The 21684-nt window shown below is 71.5% G+C and carries 23 protein-coding genes; 10 read left to right on the top strand and 13 right to left on the bottom strand.

The window, feature by feature from the left end:
* Position 1 precedes the first annotated feature (1 nt).
* The 3 genes from A4R43_RS37460 to A4R43_RS37450 are packed head-to-tail and all read left to right on the top strand — an operon-like array spanning position 2 to position 2344.
* Positions 2-286: a hypothetical protein gene (locus tag A4R43_RS37460; RefSeq protein WP_113696419.1), complete on the top strand. Its 285-nt coding sequence runs from the start codon at positions 2-4 to the stop codon at positions 284-286.
* On the top strand, positions 273-1688 hold the full coding sequence (locus A4R43_RS37455) for a sensor histidine kinase (RefSeq protein ID WP_113696418.1): 1416 nt from the start codon (positions 273-275) through the stop codon (positions 1686-1688). The genes A4R43_RS37460 and A4R43_RS37455 overlap by 14 nt, the downstream gene beginning before the upstream one ends.
* Entirely contained in the window at positions 1685-2344 is a 660-nt protein-coding gene (locus A4R43_RS37450; RefSeq protein WP_113696417.1) for a response regulator transcription factor, read from the top strand. Before A4R43_RS37455 ends, A4R43_RS37450 begins: the two co-directional genes overlap by 4 nt.
* 448 nt (positions 2345-2792) lie before the next feature.
* Here the strand turns inward: A4R43_RS37450 and A4R43_RS37445 are convergent, their stop codons facing one another.
* From A4R43_RS37445 to A4R43_RS37430, 4 genes are all read right to left on the bottom strand, one after another.
* Positions 2793-4022 carry a GGDEF domain-containing protein gene (locus A4R43_RS37445; RefSeq protein ID WP_113696416.1) on the bottom strand — a complete coding sequence of 410 codons (1230 nt, stop codon included), beginning with the start codon at positions 4020-4022 and terminating at the stop codon, positions 2793-2795.
* A 268-nt stretch (positions 4023-4290) separates the two neighbouring features.
* A complete protein-coding gene (locus tag A4R43_RS37440; protein ID WP_113696415.1) occupies positions 4291-5505 on the bottom strand; it encodes an MFS transporter in 1215 nt (404 codons plus the stop codon).
* A 7-nt stretch (positions 5506-5512) separates the two neighbouring features.
* Positions 5513-6376 (bottom strand): spermidine synthase, encoded by an 864-nt coding sequence (locus tag A4R43_RS37435; protein WP_113696414.1) that lies wholly within the window; start codon positions 6374-6376, stop codon positions 5513-5515.
* A gap of 37 nt (positions 6377-6413) precedes the next feature.
* Positions 6414-7043, bottom strand: a complete 630-nt coding sequence (locus A4R43_RS37430) for a MerR family transcriptional regulator (protein ID WP_113696413.1) — start codon at positions 7041-7043, stop codon at positions 6414-6416.
* A 134-nt stretch (positions 7044-7177) separates the two neighbouring features.
* Here A4R43_RS37430 and A4R43_RS37425 point away from each other — a divergent pair, with 134 nt between their 5' ends.
* Both A4R43_RS37425 and A4R43_RS37420 read left to right on the top strand, forming a co-directional pair.
* A complete protein-coding gene (locus tag A4R43_RS37425; RefSeq protein WP_113696412.1) occupies positions 7178-8113 on the top strand; it encodes a hypothetical protein in 936 nt (311 codons plus the stop codon).
* Positions 8110-8577: an ABA4-like family protein gene (locus A4R43_RS37420; protein ID WP_113696411.1), complete on the top strand. Its 468-nt coding sequence runs from the start codon at positions 8110-8112 to the stop codon at positions 8575-8577. The genes A4R43_RS37425 and A4R43_RS37420 overlap by 4 nt, the downstream gene beginning before the upstream one ends.
* Here A4R43_RS37420 and A4R43_RS37415 read toward each other — a convergent pair.
* Positions 8501-9415, bottom strand: a complete 915-nt coding sequence (locus tag A4R43_RS37415) for a LysR family transcriptional regulator (RefSeq protein WP_113696410.1) — start codon at positions 9413-9415, stop codon at positions 8501-8503. The two genes, A4R43_RS37420 and A4R43_RS37415, sit on opposite strands and share 77 nt — an antisense overlap.
* A gap of 70 nt (positions 9416-9485) precedes the next feature.
* Between A4R43_RS37415 and A4R43_RS37410 the strand changes: the two genes are divergently transcribed.
* Positions 9486-10538, top strand: coding sequence for a TDT family transporter (locus tag A4R43_RS37410; RefSeq protein ID WP_236808502.1), 1053 nt, complete (start codon positions 9486-9488; stop codon positions 10536-10538).
* On the opposite strand, the gene A4R43_RS37405 is transcribed toward A4R43_RS37410, so the two are convergent.
* Entirely contained in the window at positions 10523-10912 is a 390-nt protein-coding gene (locus tag A4R43_RS37405; protein ID WP_113696409.1) for a cupin domain-containing protein, read from the bottom strand. The genes A4R43_RS37410 and A4R43_RS37405 overlap by 16 nt on opposite strands.
* Positions 10913-10964: 52 nt before the next feature.
* Here A4R43_RS37405 and A4R43_RS37400 point away from each other — a divergent pair, with 52 nt between their 5' ends.
* On the top strand, positions 10965-11933 hold the full coding sequence (locus A4R43_RS37400) for a helix-turn-helix domain-containing protein (RefSeq protein WP_113696408.1): 969 nt from the start codon (positions 10965-10967) through the stop codon (positions 11931-11933).
* A 3-nt stretch (positions 11934-11936) separates the two neighbouring features.
* On the opposite strand, the gene A4R43_RS37395 is transcribed toward A4R43_RS37400, so the two are convergent.
* Positions 11937-12299, bottom strand: coding sequence for an ArsR/SmtB family transcription factor (locus A4R43_RS37395; RefSeq protein WP_236808501.1), 363 nt, complete (start codon positions 12297-12299; stop codon positions 11937-11939).
* Between the two features lie 92 nt (positions 12300-12391).
* On the opposite strand from A4R43_RS37395, the gene A4R43_RS37390 reads away from it, so the two are divergent.
* Positions 12392-13123 carry an SDR family NAD(P)-dependent oxidoreductase gene (locus tag A4R43_RS37390; protein WP_113698143.1) on the top strand — a complete coding sequence of 244 codons (732 nt, stop codon included), beginning with the start codon at positions 12392-12394 and terminating at the stop codon, positions 13121-13123.
* Positions 13124-13129: 6 nt separating this feature from the next.
* Here the strand turns inward: A4R43_RS37390 and A4R43_RS37385 are convergent, their stop codons facing one another.
* The 6 genes from A4R43_RS37385 to A4R43_RS37360 form a co-directional block, all read right to left on the bottom strand.
* Positions 13130-13780 carry a class II aldolase/adducin family protein gene (locus A4R43_RS37385; RefSeq protein WP_113696406.1) on the bottom strand — a complete coding sequence of 217 codons (651 nt, stop codon included), beginning with the start codon at positions 13778-13780 and terminating at the stop codon, positions 13130-13132.
* Positions 13781-15238 carry an FGGY-family carbohydrate kinase gene (locus tag A4R43_RS37380; RefSeq protein ID WP_113696405.1) on the bottom strand — a complete coding sequence of 486 codons (1458 nt, stop codon included), beginning with the start codon at positions 15236-15238 and terminating at the stop codon, positions 13781-13783. It abuts the gene before it with no gap.
* Positions 15239-15242: 4 nt separating this feature from the next.
* Entirely contained in the window at positions 15243-16274 is a 1032-nt protein-coding gene (locus A4R43_RS37375) for a 2-hydroxyacid dehydrogenase (RefSeq protein WP_113696404.1), read from the bottom strand.
* Positions 16275-16316: 42 nt separating this feature from the next.
* On the bottom strand, positions 16317-16778 hold the full coding sequence (locus A4R43_RS37370; RefSeq protein WP_113696403.1) for a ribose-5-phosphate isomerase: 462 nt from the start codon (positions 16776-16778) through the stop codon (positions 16317-16319).
* Positions 16779-17772: 994 nt separating this feature from the next.
* Positions 17773-19464, bottom strand: a complete 1692-nt coding sequence (locus A4R43_RS37365) for a dihydroxyacetone kinase family protein (RefSeq protein WP_113696402.1) — start codon at positions 19462-19464, stop codon at positions 17773-17775.
* Positions 19461-20144 (bottom strand): HAD family hydrolase, encoded by a 684-nt coding sequence (locus tag A4R43_RS37360; protein ID WP_113696401.1) that lies wholly within the window; start codon positions 20142-20144, stop codon positions 19461-19463. Before A4R43_RS37360 ends, A4R43_RS37365 begins: the two co-directional genes overlap by 4 nt.
* Before the next feature lie 77 nt (positions 20145-20221).
* Here A4R43_RS37360 and A4R43_RS37355 point away from each other — a divergent pair, with 77 nt between their 5' ends.
* A complete protein-coding gene (locus A4R43_RS37355; RefSeq protein ID WP_113696400.1) occupies positions 20222-20851 on the top strand; it encodes a histidine phosphatase family protein in 630 nt (209 codons plus the stop codon).
* Positions 20848-21636: a DeoR/GlpR family DNA-binding transcription regulator gene (locus A4R43_RS37350; RefSeq protein WP_113696399.1), complete on the top strand. Its 789-nt coding sequence runs from the start codon at positions 20848-20850 to the stop codon at positions 21634-21636. Before A4R43_RS37355 ends, A4R43_RS37350 begins: the two co-directional genes overlap by 4 nt.
* The last annotated feature ends 48 nt before the right edge of the window (positions 21637-21684 follow it).

The raw sequence follows: 21684 nt of genomic DNA, 5'->3' as shown, positions 1-21684 counted from the left end.
CATGACCAAGGCGTCGCGCCTGATCGCGCTGCTCGCCGTGCTCGCCCTGCCGGTGGGCGCGGCGATCGTGCTGCTCCTGCTCGCCGATCCGGAGCCGCCGCGTGAACCGGCGACCGTGCGGATCGGCGAGTCGGCGACGTTCGTGCCGCCCCCGCCGTCCGCGAGCACCCCGCCCCCGTCCAGCACGAGCGCGGCGCCTTCCGACACCTGGCTGCCGCCGCCCCCGCCCGTGGACGACGACGATCTGGACGACAACGAGCTGAACAACGACGATGACGACGACTGACCCGCGCCGCATTCCCGCGCGGGTCCGCATCATGGGCTGGTTCGTGCTGGTGATGGCCGCCGGGCTGACCGCCGTGGTGCTGCTGGTCGCCGAGTTCGAGTACGACGCCATCGACGACCGGGTCAACCGCAGCCTCGACCAGGACGCCGAGGAGTTCCGCACCTTCGCCGCCAGCGCGATCAGCCCGGACGGGCAGCCGCTGCGGGACCCCGAACAGATCCTGCGCCTGCACCTGACCACCCAGTACACCGATCCGGCCGAGGTGCTGATCGGCGCGGTCGGCACACCGGAGCTGCCGCAGCTGGTCAAGCAGGGGCGCACGGCGAACGAGGTGATCGACGCGGACGTGGTGCGCCAGGTGATCACGGCCGACGGCTCGACCGGCACCGTGCCGACCGCGGGCGGCGAACTGCGCTGGTCGCGAGTGGACATGCTGCCGCCGACCGGCGGCGACCAGCCGGCCGGCTGGTTCATCAGCGGCTTCTTCACCGACGCCGAACGGCCGGAGGCGGCGTCCACCGTGCGGTCGCTGATCGGGATCAGCGCGATCGCGCTGGTGCTCGGAGCCGGGATCTCGTGGTTCGCGGCCGGGCAGATCCTGGCGCCGATCCGGACCGTGCGGCAGACCGCGGCGCGGCTGACCGAGCACGACCTGACCCACCGCATCCCGGTCGACGGCCGCGACGACATCGCCGCGCTCGCCGAGCAGTTCAACGCCATGCTCGACCGCCTGGAGCAGGCGTTCCGCACGCGCCGCGAGTTCCTCGACGACGCCGGGCACGAGCTGCGCACCCCGATCACCATCGTGCGCGGGCACCTCGAACTGCTCGGCGACGACCCGGCCGAGCGCGCCGAGGTGGTCCGCCTGTGCATCGACGAGCTGGACCGGATGGCCCGCATCGTCGACGACCTGCTTCTGCTGGCAAAAGCCGGTCAGCCGGACTTCCTGCGGCCGGAGTGGACCTCGGTGCCCGAGCTGACCAGTGATCTGGACGCGAAGGTCCGCGCGATCGCGCCGCGGGCGTGGTCGCTGGAGGGGATCGGCGAGGGCGAGGCCTGGCTGGACGGTCAGCGCGTCACGCAGGCGGTGCTGCAGCTCGCGCAGAACGCGGTCCAGCACACTTCGGACGGTGACCCGATCCGCCTCGGCTCCTCCCTGATCGGGGACACCGTTTCGTTCTGGGTGACCGACAGTGGTGCCGGGGTGCCGCCGGAGGAGGCGTCGAAGATCTTCGAGCGGTTCTCCCGCGGGGCTTCGGGCACGCGGGACCCCAACGGCGCCGGGCTCGGGCTGGCCATCGTGAAGGCCATCGCCGACGCGCACCACGGCCGGGTGCTGGTCCACTCACCGCCGGGTGAGGGCGCCACGTTCGGCATCGAACTACCGGGAGGTACGCGGTGAGCCGCATCCTGATCGCCGAAGACGAGCAGCGCATCGCGTCGTTCGTGGAGAAGGGCTTGCGTGCCAACGGTTTCAGCACAACGGTGGTGACCGACGGCGACGCCGCGCTGGCCAGTGCGGTGTCGGAGGACTTCGATCTGGTGGTGCTCGACCTCGGCCTGCCCAAGCGCGACGGCTTCGAGGTCCTGACCGCCATGCGCGCCGCCGGGACGCTGACGCCGGTGATCATCCTGACCGCGCGTGATTCGGTCGGTGACACGGTGGCCGGTTTGGAGGGTGGCGCGGACGACTACATGACGAAGCCGTTTCGATTCGAGGAACTGCTGGCTCGGGTTCGGCTGAGGTTGAAGCCGGTGGCGGGTACGCCGGAGCTGACCGTGTTGCGGCACAACGGTTTGTCACTGGACCTGCGGACGCGACGGGCCCAGACGCCGGAGTCGACCACGGATTTGACGGCGCGGGAGTTCGCTTTGCTGGAGTTGTTCCTGCGACATCCGGGACAGGTGCTTTCGCGGGAGCAGATCCTTTCGCATGTGTGGGGGTACGACTTCGATCCGGGGTCGAATGTGGTGGACGTTTACGTGCGAACGGTGCGGCGGAAGGTGGGGCAGGATCGGATCGCGACGGTTCGGGGGATGGGGTATCGGTTGGTGTAGGGGGTTTTGGGGGGTTTCGGGGCCTTTTGGGCCACCCCGGTGATTGATTGTGACGACGGCGAAGACCCGCTTGTCAAGGCTGGGGAGAGTACCTTGACAAGCGGGTCTTCGCCGTGTTTTGGGCTGTGGACCGGGGATGGGGTGGGACTGGGTGGCGTGGTGGGCGCTTTTCTGCTGCCGGGCGGCGGTTGGGTGGACGGGGGTGGTGGGCGCCTTTCTGCTACCGGGCGGCGGTTGGGTGGATGGGGGTGGGCACCTTTGTGTTGTCGGCTGAGGCGGCTTTGTGTTGTCGGGTGGCGGTTGGGTGACCGGGTCGCGGGGGGTGTCACGAATGTGGCTTTCGAGACGTTTGGCGTCTCGAATGTGGCTTTCGTGACAAGTCCGGGGGCCGATGGACACGAATGTGGCTTTCGGGGCGAAAATCCGCCCCATAAGCCACATTCGTGTTCTAGGGGAGCAGGCCGGCGGCGGCTTCCACTCGGTTCCGGCCCTCGTGTTTGGCGGTGTACATGGCGGCATCGGCGGTGGCCAGCAGGTCCTGCACCGAGAGGCCGTTGTCCGGGGCCAACGCCGCCCCCACCGAGATGGAGACGTGGCCCGCGGGTACCTCCAGCGCGGCCACCCACCGGCGCAGGCGTTCGCCGACCGCCAACAATTCCACCGCGCTGATGTCCGGCAGGGCCACCACGAACTCCTCCCCGCCGAACCTGCCGACCAGGTCCCCCGAGCGCACCCCCGCGGTGATCGCCTTCGCCACCACCTTCAGCACCACGTCCCCGGCGCCGTGCCCGTGTTCGTCGTTGATGCGCTTGAAGTGGTCCAGGTCGATCATCAGCACCCCGAACGTGCCACCCCGGCGGCTCGTGCGGTCCAGCGCGTGCGTGGCGAACTCCGTCCACGCCGTCGCGTTCAGCAGCTGGGTCTTGCCGTCGGTCTCGGCTGCCTTCCGGAACTGCGCCACCTGCGCCGAGCGCCCCAGCACCGCCAGCACCGCGGGCACCGCCACCAGCAGCACCGCCGGTGTGTCCACCACACACGCCGCGAGCAGGCCGAGGCCCATCGCGCCGAGTTCCAGCAGTTGCTCACCGAAGCCGCTGACCACGTTCCGCACCCGCGCGCTCGGCTCGGACAGCAGCTTGACCACGCAGATCAGCGCGTAGTTCACGAACCAGCGCACCCCACCGGCCAGCACCACCACGGCCACCGCGCCCGCCGTCGCCGGCACGCCCGGGTCGAGGGTCAGCACCACCACCGCCGCCTGGTTTGCCAGCAGGACCGTGCCCGCCGAGTAAAGCCAGCGGTGCGGGCGCATGGTGCCGCGCCGGTGCCACACCCGGAACCACATGTAGCCGTAACCGAGCACCACCATCGCGCTCGCCAGCACCGGCGGCAGCACGATCACCCCGGCGAAGTTCCACACGCTCGTCGTGCTCAGATAGGGACCCGAGCCGGCGGCGACCTCCCGCTTGCGCTCGATCGTCCTGGACAGCTCGACGTGCGCGACCAGGCAGGCGCCGAGCAGTCCGAAGCGGGCCAGCCCGGCGGCGTCCACCGGCGCCAGCGACGCGGTGGCCGCGGTGGCCACCAGCGCCACCACCTCGACGGCCAGCACCCACACCACGACCTGGCGTGGTGCTGACCAGAGGGCCCAGCCGGTCGGGCGGCCCAACGAACCCATATCTTCACCGTAACCAACCGATCACGGTTTGTGTACAGGCCCGCTCATACCGGATGCTGAAACCACCCGGACAGCCGAGTCCGGGGTTCCGCCTTGCTGGGGGGGGAGGTGAGCCGCCATGCGCGAGAACAACTGGTGAGCCGTCCGGGTCCGCGAGTCGATTCCGTCGAATCCTCAGTACGAGAAGAGGTGACATTCCCCATGCGCAAGCAGGAGAACAACTGGTGACCGAGCAGCGGCCGCCCCCCGCCCGCGTCCGCCGGGATCGTCAACCGGCCGCCGCGGGCGGGGATGCCGACGCCCGCCGCCAGGCCCCGGCCGCGACCACGGCCGCCACCGTGCCGACCGCGGCGGTGAGCCCGATGGCCACCGCGGGACCGGTCAGCCCGGCCAGCGCGCCGGTCGCCACGATGCCCAGCCCCTGCGCCACGCGCAGCGCCGCGCCCGCGAGACCGAACGCCTGCCCGAGCTGCTCTTCCGGGGTCTCACGCACAAAAGCCGCCTGCGTGACCATGTCGTGTGCCGACGCCACCCCGCACAAAGTCCACAGCAGCAACGAAATCCACAGTTCCGGCGCGGCGAACGAGGGCAGCAGCACCACGCAGCTGGCGATCGCGAGCGGCCCCAGCAACCGCAACCGCCACCGCTGGGGAACCCATCGCGCGAGCACCAGGTTCCCGAGCACGGTCCCCGCCGGGTTCGCCACCAGCAGCCAGCCGGCCCCGGCCGGTCCGGCGCCGATCTGCTCGGCGTACGGGATCGCCAGCCCTTCCGGCGCGGTGTAGAACCCCGCCACACAAGCCAGCAACAACAACGTCCGCAGCTTCGGCCGCCGCGAGATCAGCCGCGCGCCCGCCCGCGCGCGTTCCCACGGTGTCATCCCGGCGACCGGTCCCATCCGGACATCCGCCCGCACGCCGATCGCGATCACCAAGGCGGACAACAGGAACGTCGCCACGTCGATCAGCAGCACGGCGGGCACCCCGAGCAGTGCGACCAGTCCCCCGCCCAGCGGCAGCCCGATCAGCAGCGCCACCTGGAACGTGGTGCTCACCACGCTCACCCCGAGATCGTGCAAACCCAACGGCCGCAACCACTTCACCAGCAGCGAGGCACGGGCCGCGGAGAACGGCGCGGACAGCAGCTGCACGGCGAACACCGCCGCACACAGGGCCACAATGGACAGTCCGGGCACCAGCATCACCGCGACCAGCCCGGCCCGCACCAGGTCCGCGGCGATCAGCACCACGCGTGCCGGGTACCGGTCGGCCAGCCCGGCCAGGAACAGCCCGCCGAGCAGGTCCGCTAGAAACGTCAGCGCCCAGGCGAGCGCGGTCCATCCAGCCGAGCCGGTGCGTTCGAAGACCAGCACCGCGAGCGCCACCCTGGCGAGCTGGTCACCGGCCACCGACACCACCTGCGACAACCACATCGCGGTGAACGACGGCACCCGGAACACCGCGGCGTAGGACGCGCGGGCCATGGCGGGCTCAACGCCGTCCGGCCAGGCCGAAGGCGTCGTCCGGGGGCACCGGCGCGCTCACCGGCTCCCCATCGGTGAGCGGTTTTGCCTTGCCGCGCAAGGACTTCAGCTCGTCGTCGGCCAGGCAGCGCGCGGGGAACGCCGCCGACGCCGAGCGCCGGGCGACCTCGGCGAAGGGCAGCTCGACCGCCGACGCGGCCAGCACCAGGTTCCCGAACCGCCTGCCCCGCAGGATCGCCGGTTCCGCCAGCAGGAGCGCGTGCTCGAACACCGAGGTCACCGTCGCGACCACCCGCCGGGCGAACCGCAGCCCCGGACCGTCGGAGATGTTCACCAGGTAGGTACCGGACGATCGCAGCACCCGCGCGATGTCCCTGGTGGACTCCAGCGTCGCCAGCTTGCTCGGCATGGCCGCGCGCTCGAAGGCGTCCAGCACCACCAGATCCGCGGAATCGCCGCGGCGGCTGGCGATGCCTTCGCGGCCGTCTGACTCGCGCACCCGCAACCCCGGCACCGAGCGCAAGTCCAGGTGTTCCCGCACCAGTTCGATCAACGGGCCGTCGGCCTCGAACACCAGCTGGCGCGAACCCGGCCGCGTGGCCGCGACGTACCGGGGCAGCGTGCACGCGCCGCCGCCGACGTGCAGCACGTCCAGCGCGAGCCCCGGCAGGCAGTCGATCACGTCGCCGATCCGGCGCACGTACTCGAACTCCAGGTGCGACGGCCGGTCAAGATCCACATAGGACTGCGGGATGCCGTCGACGTTGAGCTGCCAGCCGTTGGCGCGATCGAGGTCCCGCAACAGCTCCGCGGTGCCGAACCGCACCGGGTACTGCCCCGGCCCCGGCGTGCCCGCCCTGTTCCGCCCCATCACCGCTCACCCCTTCCACCCGCGCGACCACTCAACGTTAACCCCCGGTGAGACGGCGAGCGGCCTCGTTTTCGTGGGCCAGCCGGCGTAGTGCGCTCAGGATCGCGTCACCCACCACGGTCCCGATCACCATGCGCTCCACCGCGTCGGCCCGGTCGGCACCGCGGCGGGTGTACTCGATGTCGAATTCGGCGACGCGCTCGGAGGCGTCGGCGTAGGCGTCGAGCAGTTCCAGCAGGTCCTCGCCGTGCAGTTCGATCAGCGTCGCGAGCGCCGTGATCAGCGACGCCAGCGGCGGGGAGCCCGGCTTGATCTGCCAGCCGTGCCGCTCGATCAGCTCGTGCGCGATCCGGCTCGCCGTCTCCTGCCGCTCCCCCTCGGTCGCGGCGAGCTGCCCGGCCAGGTTGTGCTGCACCTTGCCGAGCACGTTGAACATCGACTTGTCGTCGTTCGCCATGGTGTCCAGCACTTCGCGCACCGCCGCCACGGACAGCCCGCCGACGTCGAGCAGCGCCCGCACCAGCTTGAGCCGCCGGACGTGCTCCTCGGAGTACCGCGCCTGGTTGGGACTGGTCAGCTCGCCGGGCGGCAGCAGGCCTTCGCGGAGGTAGTACTTGATCGTCGGCACCGCCACCCCGGTCCGCCTGCTCAGTTCCGCTACGCGCATCGCGCCTCCCGTCCTTCGGCCACTCAGCCTACGGACACCATCGCTATCCATTTTCGCTTGCCTTCTGGTCGAGCAGAGTGGATAGTGACGGTATCCGATAGTAGACAGCGCCACTATCCATACTGGGAGGAACCATGGACCCGCGCTCGATGCGTGAGTGGCATCGGCCGCTCATGCTGTTCGCCGCCGCGATGGCCGGAACGGCCGTGTTCGCGGCGGCCGGGCTGGTGCTCGACGACCGGGTGCTACTCGGGGCGCCGATCTGGCTCAAGCCGTTCAAGTTCGCGGTGTCGTTCCTGGCCTACGCGCTGACCTGGGCGTGGATGCTGTCCTTCCAGAGCCGCTGGCCGCGGCTGGGCTGGTGGACCGGCACGGTGATCGCCGCGGCGGGCACCATCGAGATGATCGCCATCGTCGGCCAGGTGGTCCGCGGCACGCGCAGCCACTTCAACGTGGGCACCGAGTTCGACTCGCTGGTGTTCGACCTGATGGGCGCCACCATCTCGGTCCTGCTGGTGGCGCACTTCCTGCTCGGCGCGGTGCTGCTGGCCGGGAAGTACGCCGACCGCGCGTCGGCCACCGCGATCCGGCTCGGCATGCTGCTCTCCGGCGTCGGCCTGGCGCTGGGCGTGCTGATGGTGCTGCCGACGGCAAACCAGCTGGCCACCGGCATCACCGACACCGTCGGCGCGCATTCGGTCGGCGTGCCCGACGGCGGGCCGGGCCTGCCGGTCACCGGCTGGAGCACCACCGGCGGCGACCTGCGCATCCCGCACTTCGTCGGCATGCACGCGCTGCAGGTGCTGCCGCTGCTGCTGATCGCGCTGACCGCCGCCGCGCGCCGGGTCCCGGTGCTGGGTGACGGCGAAGTCCGCCGTCGCCTGATCTGGGTGGCCGCCGGCGCGTACACCGGCCTGCTCGGCCTGGTCACCTGGCAGGCCCTGCGTGGCCAGCCGCTCACGGACCCGGACGCCCTCACCCTCGGCGCGTTCGCGCTGCTGGTGCTCGGCACCGCGCTCGCCACCGGTAAAGCCCTTGTCCCGCAACGAGTTCTGGAGCACCAGCGATGATGTCCAACCTGTTCGACCTGACCTTCGTGCTGGCGGCGCCGTTCTGGGCGCTGATGATCCTGGCGCCGGGCTGGTCGTGGACCCGGCGGATCGTGTCGTCCCCGCTGGTGTTCGCGCCGCCCGCCCTGCTCTACCTGGTGATCGCGGTACCGCGGCTGGCCGAGGTGCTGCCCGCGGTGGCGCAGCCGTCGCTGACCGGGCTGCAGGAGCTGATGGCCGAGCCGGGCGCGGCGACGCTGGTCTGGGCGCACATCATCGCCTTCGACCTCTTTGTCGGCCGGTGGATGTACCTGGAGAGCCGCGAGCTGGGCGTGCACCCGCTGGTGATGGCGCCGCTGCTGGTGCTGACCATCCTGCTCGCCCCGATCGGCGCGTTGGTCTGGCTGGTCATCCGGTCGGTTGCAGGGCGATCGCGAGCAGATCGCGAGTGGGACCTCGCGGCGTCCGGCCGGCCTGCCAAATAGCGCGCAGCCGCCGGCTCAGGTCGAGGTCGGGCACCGGCAGGCGGACCAGCGTGCCCGCGGCCAGCTCCGGCGCGACGGCGTACGCGCTGAGCACCGCGGGCCCGATGCCGCCGACCGCGGCCGCCTTGATCGCCGTGGTCGAGGACACCTCCAGCGCGGGCTCGGCGAGCGCACCACCGACGTGCGCCCGCAGAGCCCGTTCCAGCGCCTGGCGGGTGCCGGATCCCGGTTCGCGGCTGACCAGCGGCGTGGCCGCCAGCTCGGCGGCGCGTGGGCGACGGCGGCGCGTCGCCCACGGGTGCGTCGGCGCGACCACCAGCACCAGCTCGTCACGCGCGACTTCCTTGGCCTGCAAGCCATCCGGGATGTCGGGGCCCTCGACGAAGCCCAGCTCCACCGCGCCCGCGAGCACCTGAGCCGCGACGTCGGCGGAGTTGCCGGAGGTCAGTGCGACCACGGTGCCCGGATCGACCGCCTTGAGCGCGATCAGCCAGCGCGGCAGCAGGTATTCGGCGACGGTCAGGCTGGCGGCGATCCGCACGTGACTCTCGCGATCGGCCCGCAGCGCGGCGATCCCCGCCTCCAGATCCGAGGCCGCGTCGAGCACCGGCTGCGCCCAGCTCGCGACGAGCTGCCCCTCGGTGGTGAGCCGCGCGCCACGCGTGCCGCGTTCCAGCAGCGGCACACCGGCGCGGGCTTCGAGCTGCCGCAGCCGCACGCTGGCCGCGGGCTGCGACATGCCGTGCACCCGCGCGGCCCGGCCGATGCTGCCCAGCTCGGCCACGCTGAGCAGCAGGTCATAGCTGGTCAGCTCGCTCACCCTGGCGGACAGAGGCATAACGACAGTTTATGCATCCATAGCGCTTTGGGGACTACCGCCCGCCCGTGTTCACCCGGAGGGTGAGGTGGTGACCAGCACCTTGACCCGCCCGGCCCCCGTTGTCTGCGCGCCCGCGTTCGGCCCGAACTGGTTTGCCTCGATCATGGGCACCGGCATCGTCGCCACCGCCGCGGCGACGCTTCCGCTGCAGTTCCCCGGCCTGCGCACGGCCGCCACCCTGGTCTGGGCCGTGGCCGCGGTACTGCTGGTGGTGGTGTGCGGGGTGGCGCTGGCCCGGCTGCGGCGGTCGTACGCCGACGACCCGGTGATGGCGCAGTTCTGGGGCGCGCCGCCGATGGCGCTGTGCACGGTCGGCTCCGGCGCACTGCTGCTCGGCAAGGACTGGATCGGCCTGGACGCCGCACTGGCCATCGACTGGACACTGTGGACGATCGGCACGGCGTTCGGGCTGGGCACGGCGATCTGGGTGCCGGTGAAGATGATGACCACGCAGCAGGTGCGCGCGGCGCACACCTTCGCCGGCTGGCTGATGCCGGTGGTGCCGCCGATGGTCTCGGCCTCCGGTGGCGCGCTGCTGGCGCCACACCTGCCGCCGGACCTCCGGCCCGCCATGGTGGTGGGCTGCTACGCGATGTTCGGGGTGAGCCTGTTCGCGACGTTGTGCCTGCTGCCGCAGATCTGGCAGCAACTGGTGCTGGGACGGGCGGACAACGTGCCCACGAGCTGGATCGTGCTGGGTCCGCTGGGCCAGTCGATCACCGCCGCGAACCTGCTGGCGGGCCCGGCCGCCGAGGCGCTGCCCGCCCCGTACGGCCAGGCCGCCGTCGCTTTTGGACTGTTGTACGGGGTACCCACGCTGGGGTTCGCGCTCGTCTGGTCGGCGATCGCCGCCTCGCTCACCCTGCGCGCCGCCCGCCGGGGCCTGCCGTTCACCCTGTCCTGGTGGAGCTTCACCTTCCCGGTCGGCACCGTGGTCACCGGGGCGAGCGCCCTGTTCACCCGAGTCCACACCGGACTTTTTGCGGTGGTTGCGGTGGCCGGGTACGCGGCCTTGGTGACGGCGTGGCTCACGGTCGCCCCCAAGACCCTGCGCTTCGCCCGCCGTCAGGCCACGACGTGACCGGTGGTGGTGTCGACGTGCTCGGGGACCGGGTCGTGCTCGTCGCCGACGGAGAGGGTGCCGGTCGGTTCGAACAGCAGGACCGAAGCACCGTCCACTGAGGACGGTTTGTGGTACACCCCGCGCGGCACGACGAACGCGGATCCCTTTGGCAGCACGACTTCGCGTTCCTCGCCGTCGCGCAGGGCGATGCGGATTTCTCCGTCCAGCACCAGGAAGAACTCGTCGGTGTGCTCGTGGACGTGCCACACGTGCTCACCGGCGAACTTGGCCACGCGCACGTCGTAGTCGTTGACAAAGGCGACGATCCGCGGGCTCCACACCTGGTCGAAACCCGCCAGCGCCTCGTCGAGGGAGATCGGCTGCTTGCTCATGGCCCCAGCATGGGTGCTGGCGCCACGCGGGTGTGAGTGCTAGGAATCGCATATGTCGCGTGAATCCTCGCATCGAGTGGTCGCCATCGTCGACGACGGGTCGAACCCGTTCGAACTGGGCGTGGCCACCGAGCTGTTCGGGCTGCGACGGCCGGAACTGGACCGGCCGTGGTACGAGTTCGGGCTGTGCGCGGCCGAGCCGTCGATCCGCATGCACGAGGGATTCTTCACGCTGTCCGGGGTGCGCGGCCTCGACGCCGTGGACGAGGCGGGCACGGTGATCGCGCCGAACCGACCCGATCCCGAATCCGCGCCCGACCCGCGGGTGCTCGACGCGATCCGCCGCGCGCACCGGCGCGGCGCCCGGCTGATGAGCTTCTGCACCGGCACGTTCACGCTCGCCGCGGCGGGTGTGCTCGACGGGCGGCGTGCCGTCACGCACTGGCGCTGGGCCTCGGTTTTCACCGAGCGCTTCCCCGACGTGGAACTCGCGCCGGACGTGCTCTTCGTGCACGACGGCAACGTGCTCACCGCCGCCGGGAGCGCCGCCGCGCTCGACCTCGGCCTGTACGTGATCCGCCAGGACCACGGTGCCGAGATCGCGAACGCGGTCAGCCGGCGCCTGGTGTTCGCCGCGCACCGGGACGGTGGGCAGCAGCAGTTCATCGAACGCCCGGTGCCCGAGGTCCCCGACGCCTCGCTGGCGCCGGTGCTCGCCTGGGCACAGGAACACCTCGACCAGCCGCTGACCATCGGTGACCTGGCCGCCTTCGCCGCGGTCAGCCCAGCGACGCTGCACCGCTGGTTCCGGGCGGAACTCGGCACGACGCCGCTGGCCTGGCTGACCGGCGAGCGGGTTTCGCTGGCCTGCCGCCTGATCGAACGCGGGGAGCAGCGGCTGGAACTGGTCGCGCGGGCGAGCGGGCTGGGCACGGCGTCGAACCTGCGGGCCCAGATCCGCCGCCGGACCGGGCTCACGCCGACGGCCTACCGCCGCCGGTTCAGCACGCTCACCGCCTGAGGTTCAGGCGCAGCCGTCCGGCGTCGGCGTGCTGTTCAGCCCGACGTGCTCGCCGACGCCCTCGTCCGCCGCCGCGGCCAGCACTGCGTCGAGCAGTTGCGGGAAGCGGGTTTCGAGGTCGTCGCGGCGCAGCCGGACGTAGCAGCGGGTGCCTTCGCCGCGGCTGCAGGTGATGCCCGCCGCGCGGAGCACCTTGAGGTGGTGGCTCAATGTCGACTTGGCGACCGGCGCGCGCAGCTCGCCGAAGTTGCGCTCCACCCCGTCGGACAGCAACCGCACCAGGCCGACGCGCAGCGGGTCGCCGAGCGCGGCCATCACCTCGGTCAGCTTCAGCTCGTCGACCTCGGGATGTGCTGGCTGCCGCATGTCATCCACGATACTTGTTCGAAGACTGGCGAACATCGAACGCGCGATGCTAGCTTGTTCGATAGTTGACGAATATCGAACAAAGGATGGGCATGGAACTCCAGGACCAGCGCGCGCTTGTCACCGGTGCCACCAGCGGAATCGGCCGCGCGACGGTGAAGACCCTCGCCCGTGAGGGCGCCACCGTGATCGTCACCGGCCGCAACGCCGAGGGCGGCGCGAAGGTCGTCGCCGAGATCGAAGCCGACGGCGGCCGGGCGAGCTTCATCGCCGCCGACATGGCCGACCTCGACTCGGTGCGACGACTGGCCGCCGAGGTCGGCGACGTGGACGTCCTGGTCAACAACGCGGGCATCTTCCCGTTCGCGCCGACGCTCGAGCAGGATGTGCCCGACTTCGACGCGATGTTCGACGTGAACGTGCGGGCGCCGTACTTCCTCACCGCGGCGCTGGTGCCGAAAATGCTCGCGAAGGGCGCCGGCAGCATCATCAACGTCACCTCGATCGCCGCCTCCGTCGGCATGCCGGACTCGTCGGTCTACGGCGCCAGCAAGGCGGCCTTGGAATCGTTGACCCGCACCTGGGCGGCCGAGTTCAGGGGCTCGGGAGTACGCGTGAACAACCTCTCGCCGGGCCCGGTGCACACCGAAAAGGTGCTCGCGCAGAACGGCGACCTGGTGGCGGAACTCGGCCGCACCACCCTGCTCGGCCGCACCGCCGCGCCCGAGGAGATCGCCGAGGTGGTCCTGTTCCTCGCCTCGCCGCGGTCGAGCTATCTCACCGGCACCACCATCACCGCCGACGGCGGCGCCGTCGCGGTGTAGCGGACCTCAGGGCTGGCCGTAGGTCCGGAGCTTGTCGGCGACGCGTTCCACTTCGTATTTCGGGAGGACCGCGGGGGCACCGGCCGAGCGGGCGAGCAGCCAGACCTGGCAGCACCATTCCAGTTGCTGCGCCCGGTGGTAGGCGGCGGACAGGCCGTCGCCGTAGGTGACGGTGCCGTGGTTCGCCAGCAGGCAGCCACGGCGACCGTCCAGCGCGGTGAGCATGGCCTCCGCGAGGGCCTCGGTGCCGTAGGTGGCGTACTCGGCCACCCGCGCGGTCGGGCCGATCGACGCCAGCATGTAGTGGATCGGCGGCACCTCGTCCACCAGCGTGGACACCGCGGTCGCGTGGGCGGAATGGGTGTGCACGACCGCGGTGACCGGCGCGCCGTCGGGATCTTCGGCGCGCCGGTAGATGGTCAGGTGCATCGGCAGCTCGCTGGTCGGCCGCAGTTCACCGTCGACGGGTGAGCCGTCCAGCGCGACCACCGGCACGTCGGCCGGGCGCAGGTCCTCGTAGGCCACGCCGGTCGGCGTCACCGCGACGTGCTCACCCACCCGCACCGAGATGTTCCCCGACGTCCCGACCACGAGCCCGTCCGCGGTCAGCCGCCGCGCGTACTCGCACACCTGGGCGCGCTCGTCGGCGAGCAGCATCTACAGCCTCCACAAAGCTCGGGCCGACTCCAGCGATTCGGTGTACTCGCGGTACCCCTGCTGGTAGACGTCGGCGTTTTCCGGGCGCACCCGCACGGTGCGCGAGTTCGCTGCCCAGAGTTCCACATCGAAGGGCTGCCCGAGCGATTCCGCCGCGGTCAGCACCGCGCCCCGCGCGCCGACGCCCGGGTCACCGGGAATGACGATCGGGCGGCCCAGCACGTCCGCGAAGATCTGCGTCCATTCGGCCGAGCGCACGCCGCCACCACACGCGTACAGCGTGCCGGACAGCCCGGCGGCCTCGAAGCAATGCCTTGCCGCGTAAGCGATCGACTCGCACAGCGCGCGCACGAGATCGGCACGGGTGCTCTCCAGGCTCAGCCCGGCGAACTGCGCGCGAGCCGAGGCGTCGACAAACGGAGCGCGCTCCCCGGACGCGGACAGGAACGGCAGGGCCCGCACCCGCCCGGCGCCCGGGGTGCTCTCCGCGAGCAGCCCGCCGATCTGCTCGACGCCGATGCCCAGCAACCCGCAGATCCAGTCGATGCCCGCGGTGCCGACCATCGCGGGCATCGCGCGGAGGTAGTCGGCCTCGGCCGGGGTGGCCAGGAACATGCCAGCCGGTTCGCCCTCGCGATCCCAGGTGACGTCCCTGGTGAGCACCTGGCAGGCGAGCGTGGTGCCCGCGGTCAGGATGCCGTCACCCGGTTCGCGCACCCCGGCGCCGATGGCGCTGGCCGGCAGGTCGAACGGCCCGGCGGTGACCGGCAGCCCGACCGGCAGGCCGAGCAGTTCGGCACCGGTCCGGTTCAGCCGGAACACCGAGCGGCCGGGGGCGGGCTCGACCAGCAGGCCACGCCGGTGCCCGAGCCCGCAGGCTTCGATGGCGCCTTCGTCGTACTGCCTGGTCACCGGGTCGAGGAAGGGCAGGGAGGCATCGGAGACGTCGACGGTGATCTCGCCGGTCAGCCGCTGCACCACGGCGTCCACGCAGTACCCGGCCACCGCGGCGCGGTCCAGCGACTCCGGCTCATGTTTGTCCAAATAGGACAGCAGTGGCGCGTGGCAGCCGGGGAACACGCCGGAGCCGGTGCGCCGGTAGATCTCCCTGGCCACCCCTTCGGCCTGCCACTTGGCCACCAGCGAGTTCGCTCGCCCGTCCAGCCAGGACAACGCGGGCCGCACCGGGCGCCCCTCGGCGTCACGCAGCCACAGCCCGTCGCCCTGGCCGGTGAGCGCCAGCGCCGCGACCGGCTCGTCCAGCCGCGCCGTGACCTCGCGGACCACCGTGGCCACGGTGCCGATCACCTGCTCCAGGTCCTGTTCCACCCGCCCGCCGGGCAGGTGGTGCACCTCCGACGGGGCGCACGCGTCCACAATGGACACCCCGGCGTCGTCGAACACCACCGCCTTGGTCAGCGAGGTGCCGATGTCCACTCCGATGATGCGACCGGCCATGGCTTCAGCCGAGCACTTCGGGATTGGCCACGTGCGCGAGGCGCTCCCCGCGGGCGTACCGGCCGACCTCGGCCGCCACGATGCGGGCCGCGCGCTCCGCGGTCTGCCTGCTCGCTCCGGCCAGGTGCGGGGTGGCGATCACATTCGGCGCGTCCCGCAGCGCCCAGTCGGCTGGCGGCGGCTCCACGTCGTACACGTCCAGCCCGAGCGCGCCCAGCTTCCCGGAACGCAGCAGCTCGGGCAGCGGCGCGTAGTCCAGCAGCCCGCCGCGCGCGGTGTTGACCAGCACCGCGCCGTGCGGCAGCAGGGCCAGCTTCTCCGCGTTGATCAGGTGGTGGGTCTCCTCGGTGAGCCGGGCGTGCAGGCTGACCACCTGGCTCGACCGCAGCAGTTCGTCCAGCTCGACCGGCGCCGCGCCGTCGGCCTTGATCGCGGCCGGGTCGGCGTACGGGTCGGACACCAGCACCCTGGCGCCGAAGGCGGCCAGCACCTTCGTCACCCGCGAACCGATCGCGCCGTAGCCGACCAGTCCGACCGTGCTGCCTTCCAGCTCGATCCCGGCCTTGTCGTAGGCGTAGTAGTCCCCGCGCCAGGTCCCGCCGAGCAGCTCGGCCGAGGAGGTGGCCAGCCGCCGCATGGCGGCCAAGATCATGCCGACGGCGAACTCCGCCGCCGCCGCGGCGTTGCGGCCGGGCGCGTAGGTCACCGCGACCCCGGCCTCGGTGGCCGCGCGCAGGTCCACGTTCACCGGACCGCCCCGGCTCACCGACACCATTTTCAGCTGCGGCGCGGCGGCGAACACGGCTTTGGTGAACGGCGCCATCTGGGTGACCGCGACCTCGGCTCCCGCCAGCGCCTCGATCACCTGCTCCTCGGTGCCGCTGGCCTCGTTCACCCCGCCGACCGGGCCGAACGGCACCACCGGCCAGGGCAGCGACAGCTCGCTGAACACCGGCTCGGTGCCCAGCTCGGCGCGCACCGCGTGCTTGAGCAGCTCGGTGCCGACGAACTCGTCTCCTGCGGCGAGAATGCGCACTTGTGGTTCCTCCTTGAACCCGGAACTCGACGGAATTGTCCGTCAGGACGAATGGGCCTGCTCGTAGGCGGTGATGCGGGCGACCTTGCCGGCACTGGCCGACTCCGGGTCGAAGCGGTGGTCCAGCCATTCGCTGACGATCTTCTTGGCCAGCTCGGGCCCGATCACGCGGGCGCCGAAGGTGATGATCTGGCAGTCGTTCGACTTCACCGAGCGCTCGGCGGAGTAGGAGTCGTGCACCACGGTGGCGCGCACCCCCGGCACCTTGTTCGCCGAAATGGCCACGCCGATCCCGGTGCCGCAGACCAGCACCCCGCGATCGGCCTCACCACGGGCCACCACCTCGGCGGCGGCCAGCCCCAGCTCCGGATACGGCCGCTCGTCGGCGGCGTCCGGCACGCCGAGATCGGTCACCTCGGCCACGCGCTCGTCGGCACGCAGCAGGTCACGCAGCTGGTTCTTCAGCTCCGCCCCCGCATTATCGGCGGCGACGACGATCTTCATGCTTTCACCACTTTCCTGACGGACGGAGCTTCAGTGCGGCGGCCGCACGGGATGAGCCGGGCTGTGGTGGCGGGTGTCATGCCCTTGCCACCGAGTTGGCGGACAAGGCCTCGCCCGACGGACAGAGATTCAGTGACGCGGGCCCGTGCACGGCTGGAAGCCGCGGCTCGGCCTTGGCGCTTGCTGGTCGCCTCCTGACCGGCGGCTGGGCCCCGTTCGACGAGCCTGACTCCGGTGGCGGCGGGGGTCAGGCCCTTACCGCCGAGTTCGCGGACAAGGCCTGAAGCCGCGGCTCGGGCTCGGCCTGTGCTGGTCGCCTCCTGACCGGCGACGCGGCCACGCTTGGTGAGCCGGGCGGCGGTGGCGGAGGTCATGCTCCTGCCACCGTGTTTGCTGACAAGGCCTCGGCGCTTGCTGGTCGCTTCCTGACCGGCGGCTGGGCCACGCTCGGTGAGCCAGGTGGCGGCGCGGGTCATGCTCCTGCCACTGAGTTCGCGGACAAGGCCTCGCCGGGCGGATGGAGCGTCGGTGACGCGGCCCGGTGCGTGGTTGCGACTGGGAGTTACGGCTCGGCCCCGGCCTGCGCTGGTCGCCTTCTGGCCGGGGACGCGGCCACGCTCGGCGAGCCGGGTTGCGGTGGAGGGGGTCATGCTCCTGCCACCGTGTTCGAAGGCAAGGCCTCGCCGGGTGGATAGGGCGTCGGTGACGCGACCCGGTGCGTGGCTGCGACTGGGAGTTACGGCTCGGCCCCGGCTTGCGGCGGTCGCTTCCTGGCCGGGGACGCGGCCTCGCTTGGGGAGCCGAGCGGCGGCGGCGCGGGTCATGCTCCTGCCACCGAGTTCGCAGACAGCGCCTCGCCGGGCGGACAGGGCGTCGGTGACGCGGCCCGGTGCGTGGCTGCGACTGGGAGTTACGGCTCGGCCCCGGCCTGCGCTGGTGGCCTTCTGGCCGGGGACGCGGCCTCGCTTGGGGAGCCGGGCGGCGGTGGAGGGGGTCATGCGCCGACCGCCGTTTTGGCTGACAGGGCCTCGCCGACGGCTGTGACGAGCAGTGCGAACGAAGTCGCGCCCGGGTCTGCGTGGCCTTTGCTGCGTTCGGCGAGGCGGGCCGCCCTGCCCTTGGCGGGCACCAGGTCCGCGGTCGCCCGCGCGGCTTCGGTGGCTCGCTGCGCGGCGGCGACCCAGGCGGCCACCGGGCCATCATCGGCGCGTGCTCGGAGTGTCTCGGCGAAGGGCAGGATCGCGTCGAGCATGGTCTTGTCGCCTGGCTCGGCCTTGCCCAGTTCAACAAAGGCGCGCACCGCGTTGTCCACCGCGTTCGCGAGGGTTTCGCCGGTGACCTCGCCCCGGAGACCGGCGCCGGTTTCGGCCAGAAGTACCCCGTAGAGCGCGCCCGAGGCGCCACCGGCGGCATCCGCGAAGGCGGTGCCCGCGACGAGCAAGCCGCCCGACAGGGTGTCCCCGGCTTCCGGTGAGCGCGCGGCGGCCACGGCGGCTCGCATGCCACGGGTCATGCCCAGGCCGTGATCGCCGTCCGCGGCGACCGCGTCGAGCCTGCCCAGTTCGTCCTCCGCCGCCTCGATGGCGTCGAGCGCTGCGGTGAGCACCCGGTCCACCAGCCGCTCGCCCGCCGCGCCGTCCGGCCGCGCCAGCGTCTCGTCCACTGTGGACTCCAGCGGCACGGTGGCCAGTTCCGCCCCGGTACTGCGGTATCCCGGCGTGTCACACGGTGCGGCGTACAGCTCGGCCAGTTCGTCGTCGAGCACCATCAGCGACAGCGACACCCCGGCCATGTCCAGCGAGGTGACAAACTCGCCGACCTGGGTGTCGACCACCTCGAGCCCGGCTTCGGCGAGCCGCTCGTGCACCCGCGTGTAGGCGACGAACATCTCCTCGTACTTGGTCCGGCCCAGCCCGTTGACCAGCGCCACCACCCGCCTGCCCGGCGGCAGTTCCGGCAGCAGGCCCGACACCAGCTCGTCGGCCAGGTCCCGCGCGCTCAGCCTGCCCACCGTGCGCACCCCCGGCTCACCGTGGATGCCGAGGCCCAGCTCCATTTTCCGCTCGTCCACGGTGAACAGCGGCTCGGCGGCGCCGGGCAGCGTGCAGCCCCCGAAAGCCACCCCGAAGGTGCGGGTGGCGGCGTTCGCCTTCACCGCCGCCGCGTGCACCCCGGCCAGGTCGTCACCGCGTTCGGCGGCCGCGCCGGCGATCTTGAACACCAGGAAGTCGCCCGCCACGCCCCGCCGGCGGTCCACGTTGTCGGCGGGGCCGCTGGCGATGTCGTCGGTGACCAGGATGGTGCGGCTCTCGATGCCCTCGGCCGCCAGCCGCCGCGCGGCCAGCCCGAAGTGCAGTACGTCGCCCTGGTAGTTGCCGTAACCGAAAAGCACGCCGGCACCGCCATCGGCCGCGCGTGCGGTGCGGTACACCTGCTCGGCGCTGGGGCTGGTGAACACGTCACCGACCACGGCCCCGTCGGCCAGGCCAGGGCCGACCAGCCCGGCGAAGGCCGGGTAGTGCCCGCAGCCGCCGCCGATCACCACGGCCACCTTGCCCGGCCGCGGCACCTGCCTGCCGACCACCCCGTAGGCACCGGGGACCTTGCGCACGGTCCGGCCGTACGCGGTGACGAACCCGTCCACCCAGTCGCGCTTGAAGGTGCTCGCCGTGCCCAGCGTGGTCATGCCCGCTCCCCCACCAGCTCACCGGACAGGTAGGCGAGCAGCTTGCGCCGCACGTCGTGGTTGTCCTCGGCCACCGCGCTGGCCAGCTCCAGCGCGTCGGGCTTCGGCGGATAGGTCGGGTTCGGCAGCGCGATCACGGTCAGCCCGGCCGCGGCGGCCGCGCGGATGCCGTTGCTCGAGTCCTCCACGCCCAGGCATTCCGCACCGGACCGGCCGAGCCGGGCGGCCGCCTCGAGATAGACGTCCGGGCTCGGCTTGCCCTTCGGCACCTCGGCGCTGCTGACCGTGGCGGTGAACTCCCCGGTGAGGCCGTGCGTGTCCAGCACCGCGTCGATCACCCGGCGGGCGGCCGAGGAGGCCAGCGCGACCGGCACCCTGGCGCTCACCTCGCGGACCATCTCGCCCGCGCCGGGCAGCAGCGGCGCCTCACCGCCCTCGATCGCGGCGATCATGCCGTCCACCACGGCGCGCTCGACCCGCTCGACCGATTCGGTGGTGCCGCTGCGCTCGGCCAGGTAGGCGGCCCACTCGGGCGCGCTCATGCCCTGGACCGTCGAGGTGTCCTCGGCGGTCCAGCCGACCCCGTGCCGGGCGGCGTAGGCCACCCAGTTCTCCTCCCAGAGGTGTTCACTCTCGACCAGGACTCCGTCCAGGTCGAACACGACCGCGGCGAGCGCCATGCGGGATCCCCTTTCACATCGTCGGTGTTAACTTAACATCGTCGCTGAGATATGTCACCAACGAATTCGGAGGAACCATGGGCACGCGGCTCCTGCTGACCCGGCACGGCCAGACCGTCTGGCACGCGGAGAACCGGTACGCCGGCTCCAGCGAGGTCGGCCTCACCGAAGAGGGGGTCGCGCAGGCGGAACGGCTGGCCACGCTGGTCGCCGCGCGCCAGGACCCGCCGGTCGCCCTGTACTGCTCACCGCAGGACCGCGCGCGGCGCACCGCCGAACCCGCCGCCCGCGCGCTCGGCCTGCGGCCGCACATCGTCGACGACCTGCGCGAAACCCACTTCGGCGTCGGTGAGGGCCGGACCAGGGCGGAACTGGCCGAAACCGATCCCGAGCTGGTCGAACGGTTCCTGGCGAACCCGGTGACCGGCGCCTTCCCCGGTGCGGAACCCCCGGCCGAGGCCGCCGCGAGAGGGGCACGCGCCCTGCGGGAGATCGCCGCGGCGGAGACCGGCCCGGTGCTGGTCGTCGCACACAACACGCTGCTGCGCCTGAGCCTGTGCGAGCTGCTGGGCATCCCGCTGCACACCTACCGCACGGTGCTGCCGCTGCTGGCCAACGCCTCGCCGTCGGAAATCGACATCGACGGCACACGAACCGGCCTGCTGAGCCTCAACTCGATCCCACCACGCGTGATAATCGAACAATGAGCAACGAGCACCCGCGTTCCCGCAGCGCGCGGCAGGCCATGATCGCGGACTACGTGCTGAAGCACGGCACGGCCACCCAGGCCGACCTGGTGGAGCTGACCGGGGTCAGCCACATGACCGTGCACCGCGACGTGGACGAGCTGGCCAGGCGCGGCCTGCTGCGCAAGTTCCGCGGCGGCGTTTCGGCGCTGCCGACGTCGGTTTTCGAGAGCAACGCCGAATACCGGCTCAACGCGAACACCGAGGAGAAGTCCTCGATGGCGGCGCACCTGGCCAAGCACCTCGAACCCGGGATGTCCCTGCTGCTGGACGACTCGACCTCGGCGCTCGCGCTGGTGAACCTGCTGGCCGAGGTCACCCCGCTGACCGTGGCGACGAACTACCTGCGTGCGATCGACGCGCTGAAGAAGCTCGACGACGTGCGCCTGATCGGCATCGGCGGGGACTACTCCCCCACGCACGACTCGTTCCTCGGCATGGCCTGCCTGGAAGCGATCGAGCGGCTCACCGTGGACATGGCCGTCGTGTCCACCTCGGCGATGACCACGGAGCTGACCTACCACCAGGAGCCCGAGATCGTCATGGTCAAGCGCGCGATGCTGGCCAGCGCTCGGCAGAAGGTGCTGCTGATGGACAGCAGCAAGGCCCCGAAGACGGCACTGCACCGGCTGGCCCCGGTACGCGACTTCGACCTGGTCGTCTTCGGGCCGAACTCGCCGATGGAGGTGGTCGCGGAGGTCCGCGGGCACACCAAGGCGGAGCGGGCCGCCTGGAGCAACGCCTGAACGCAACTGGCGAAAAAGTTCGTCATCACATCTTGCGTGTTAACTTAA

Source organism: Amycolatopsis albispora (assembly GCF_003312875.1).
Taxonomy (GTDB): domain Bacteria; phylum Actinomycetota; class Actinomycetes; order Mycobacteriales; family Pseudonocardiaceae; genus Amycolatopsis; species Amycolatopsis albispora.
Note: the sequence above shows the minus strand (reverse complement) of the source record. Positions and strands in the feature narration are given on the sequence as shown.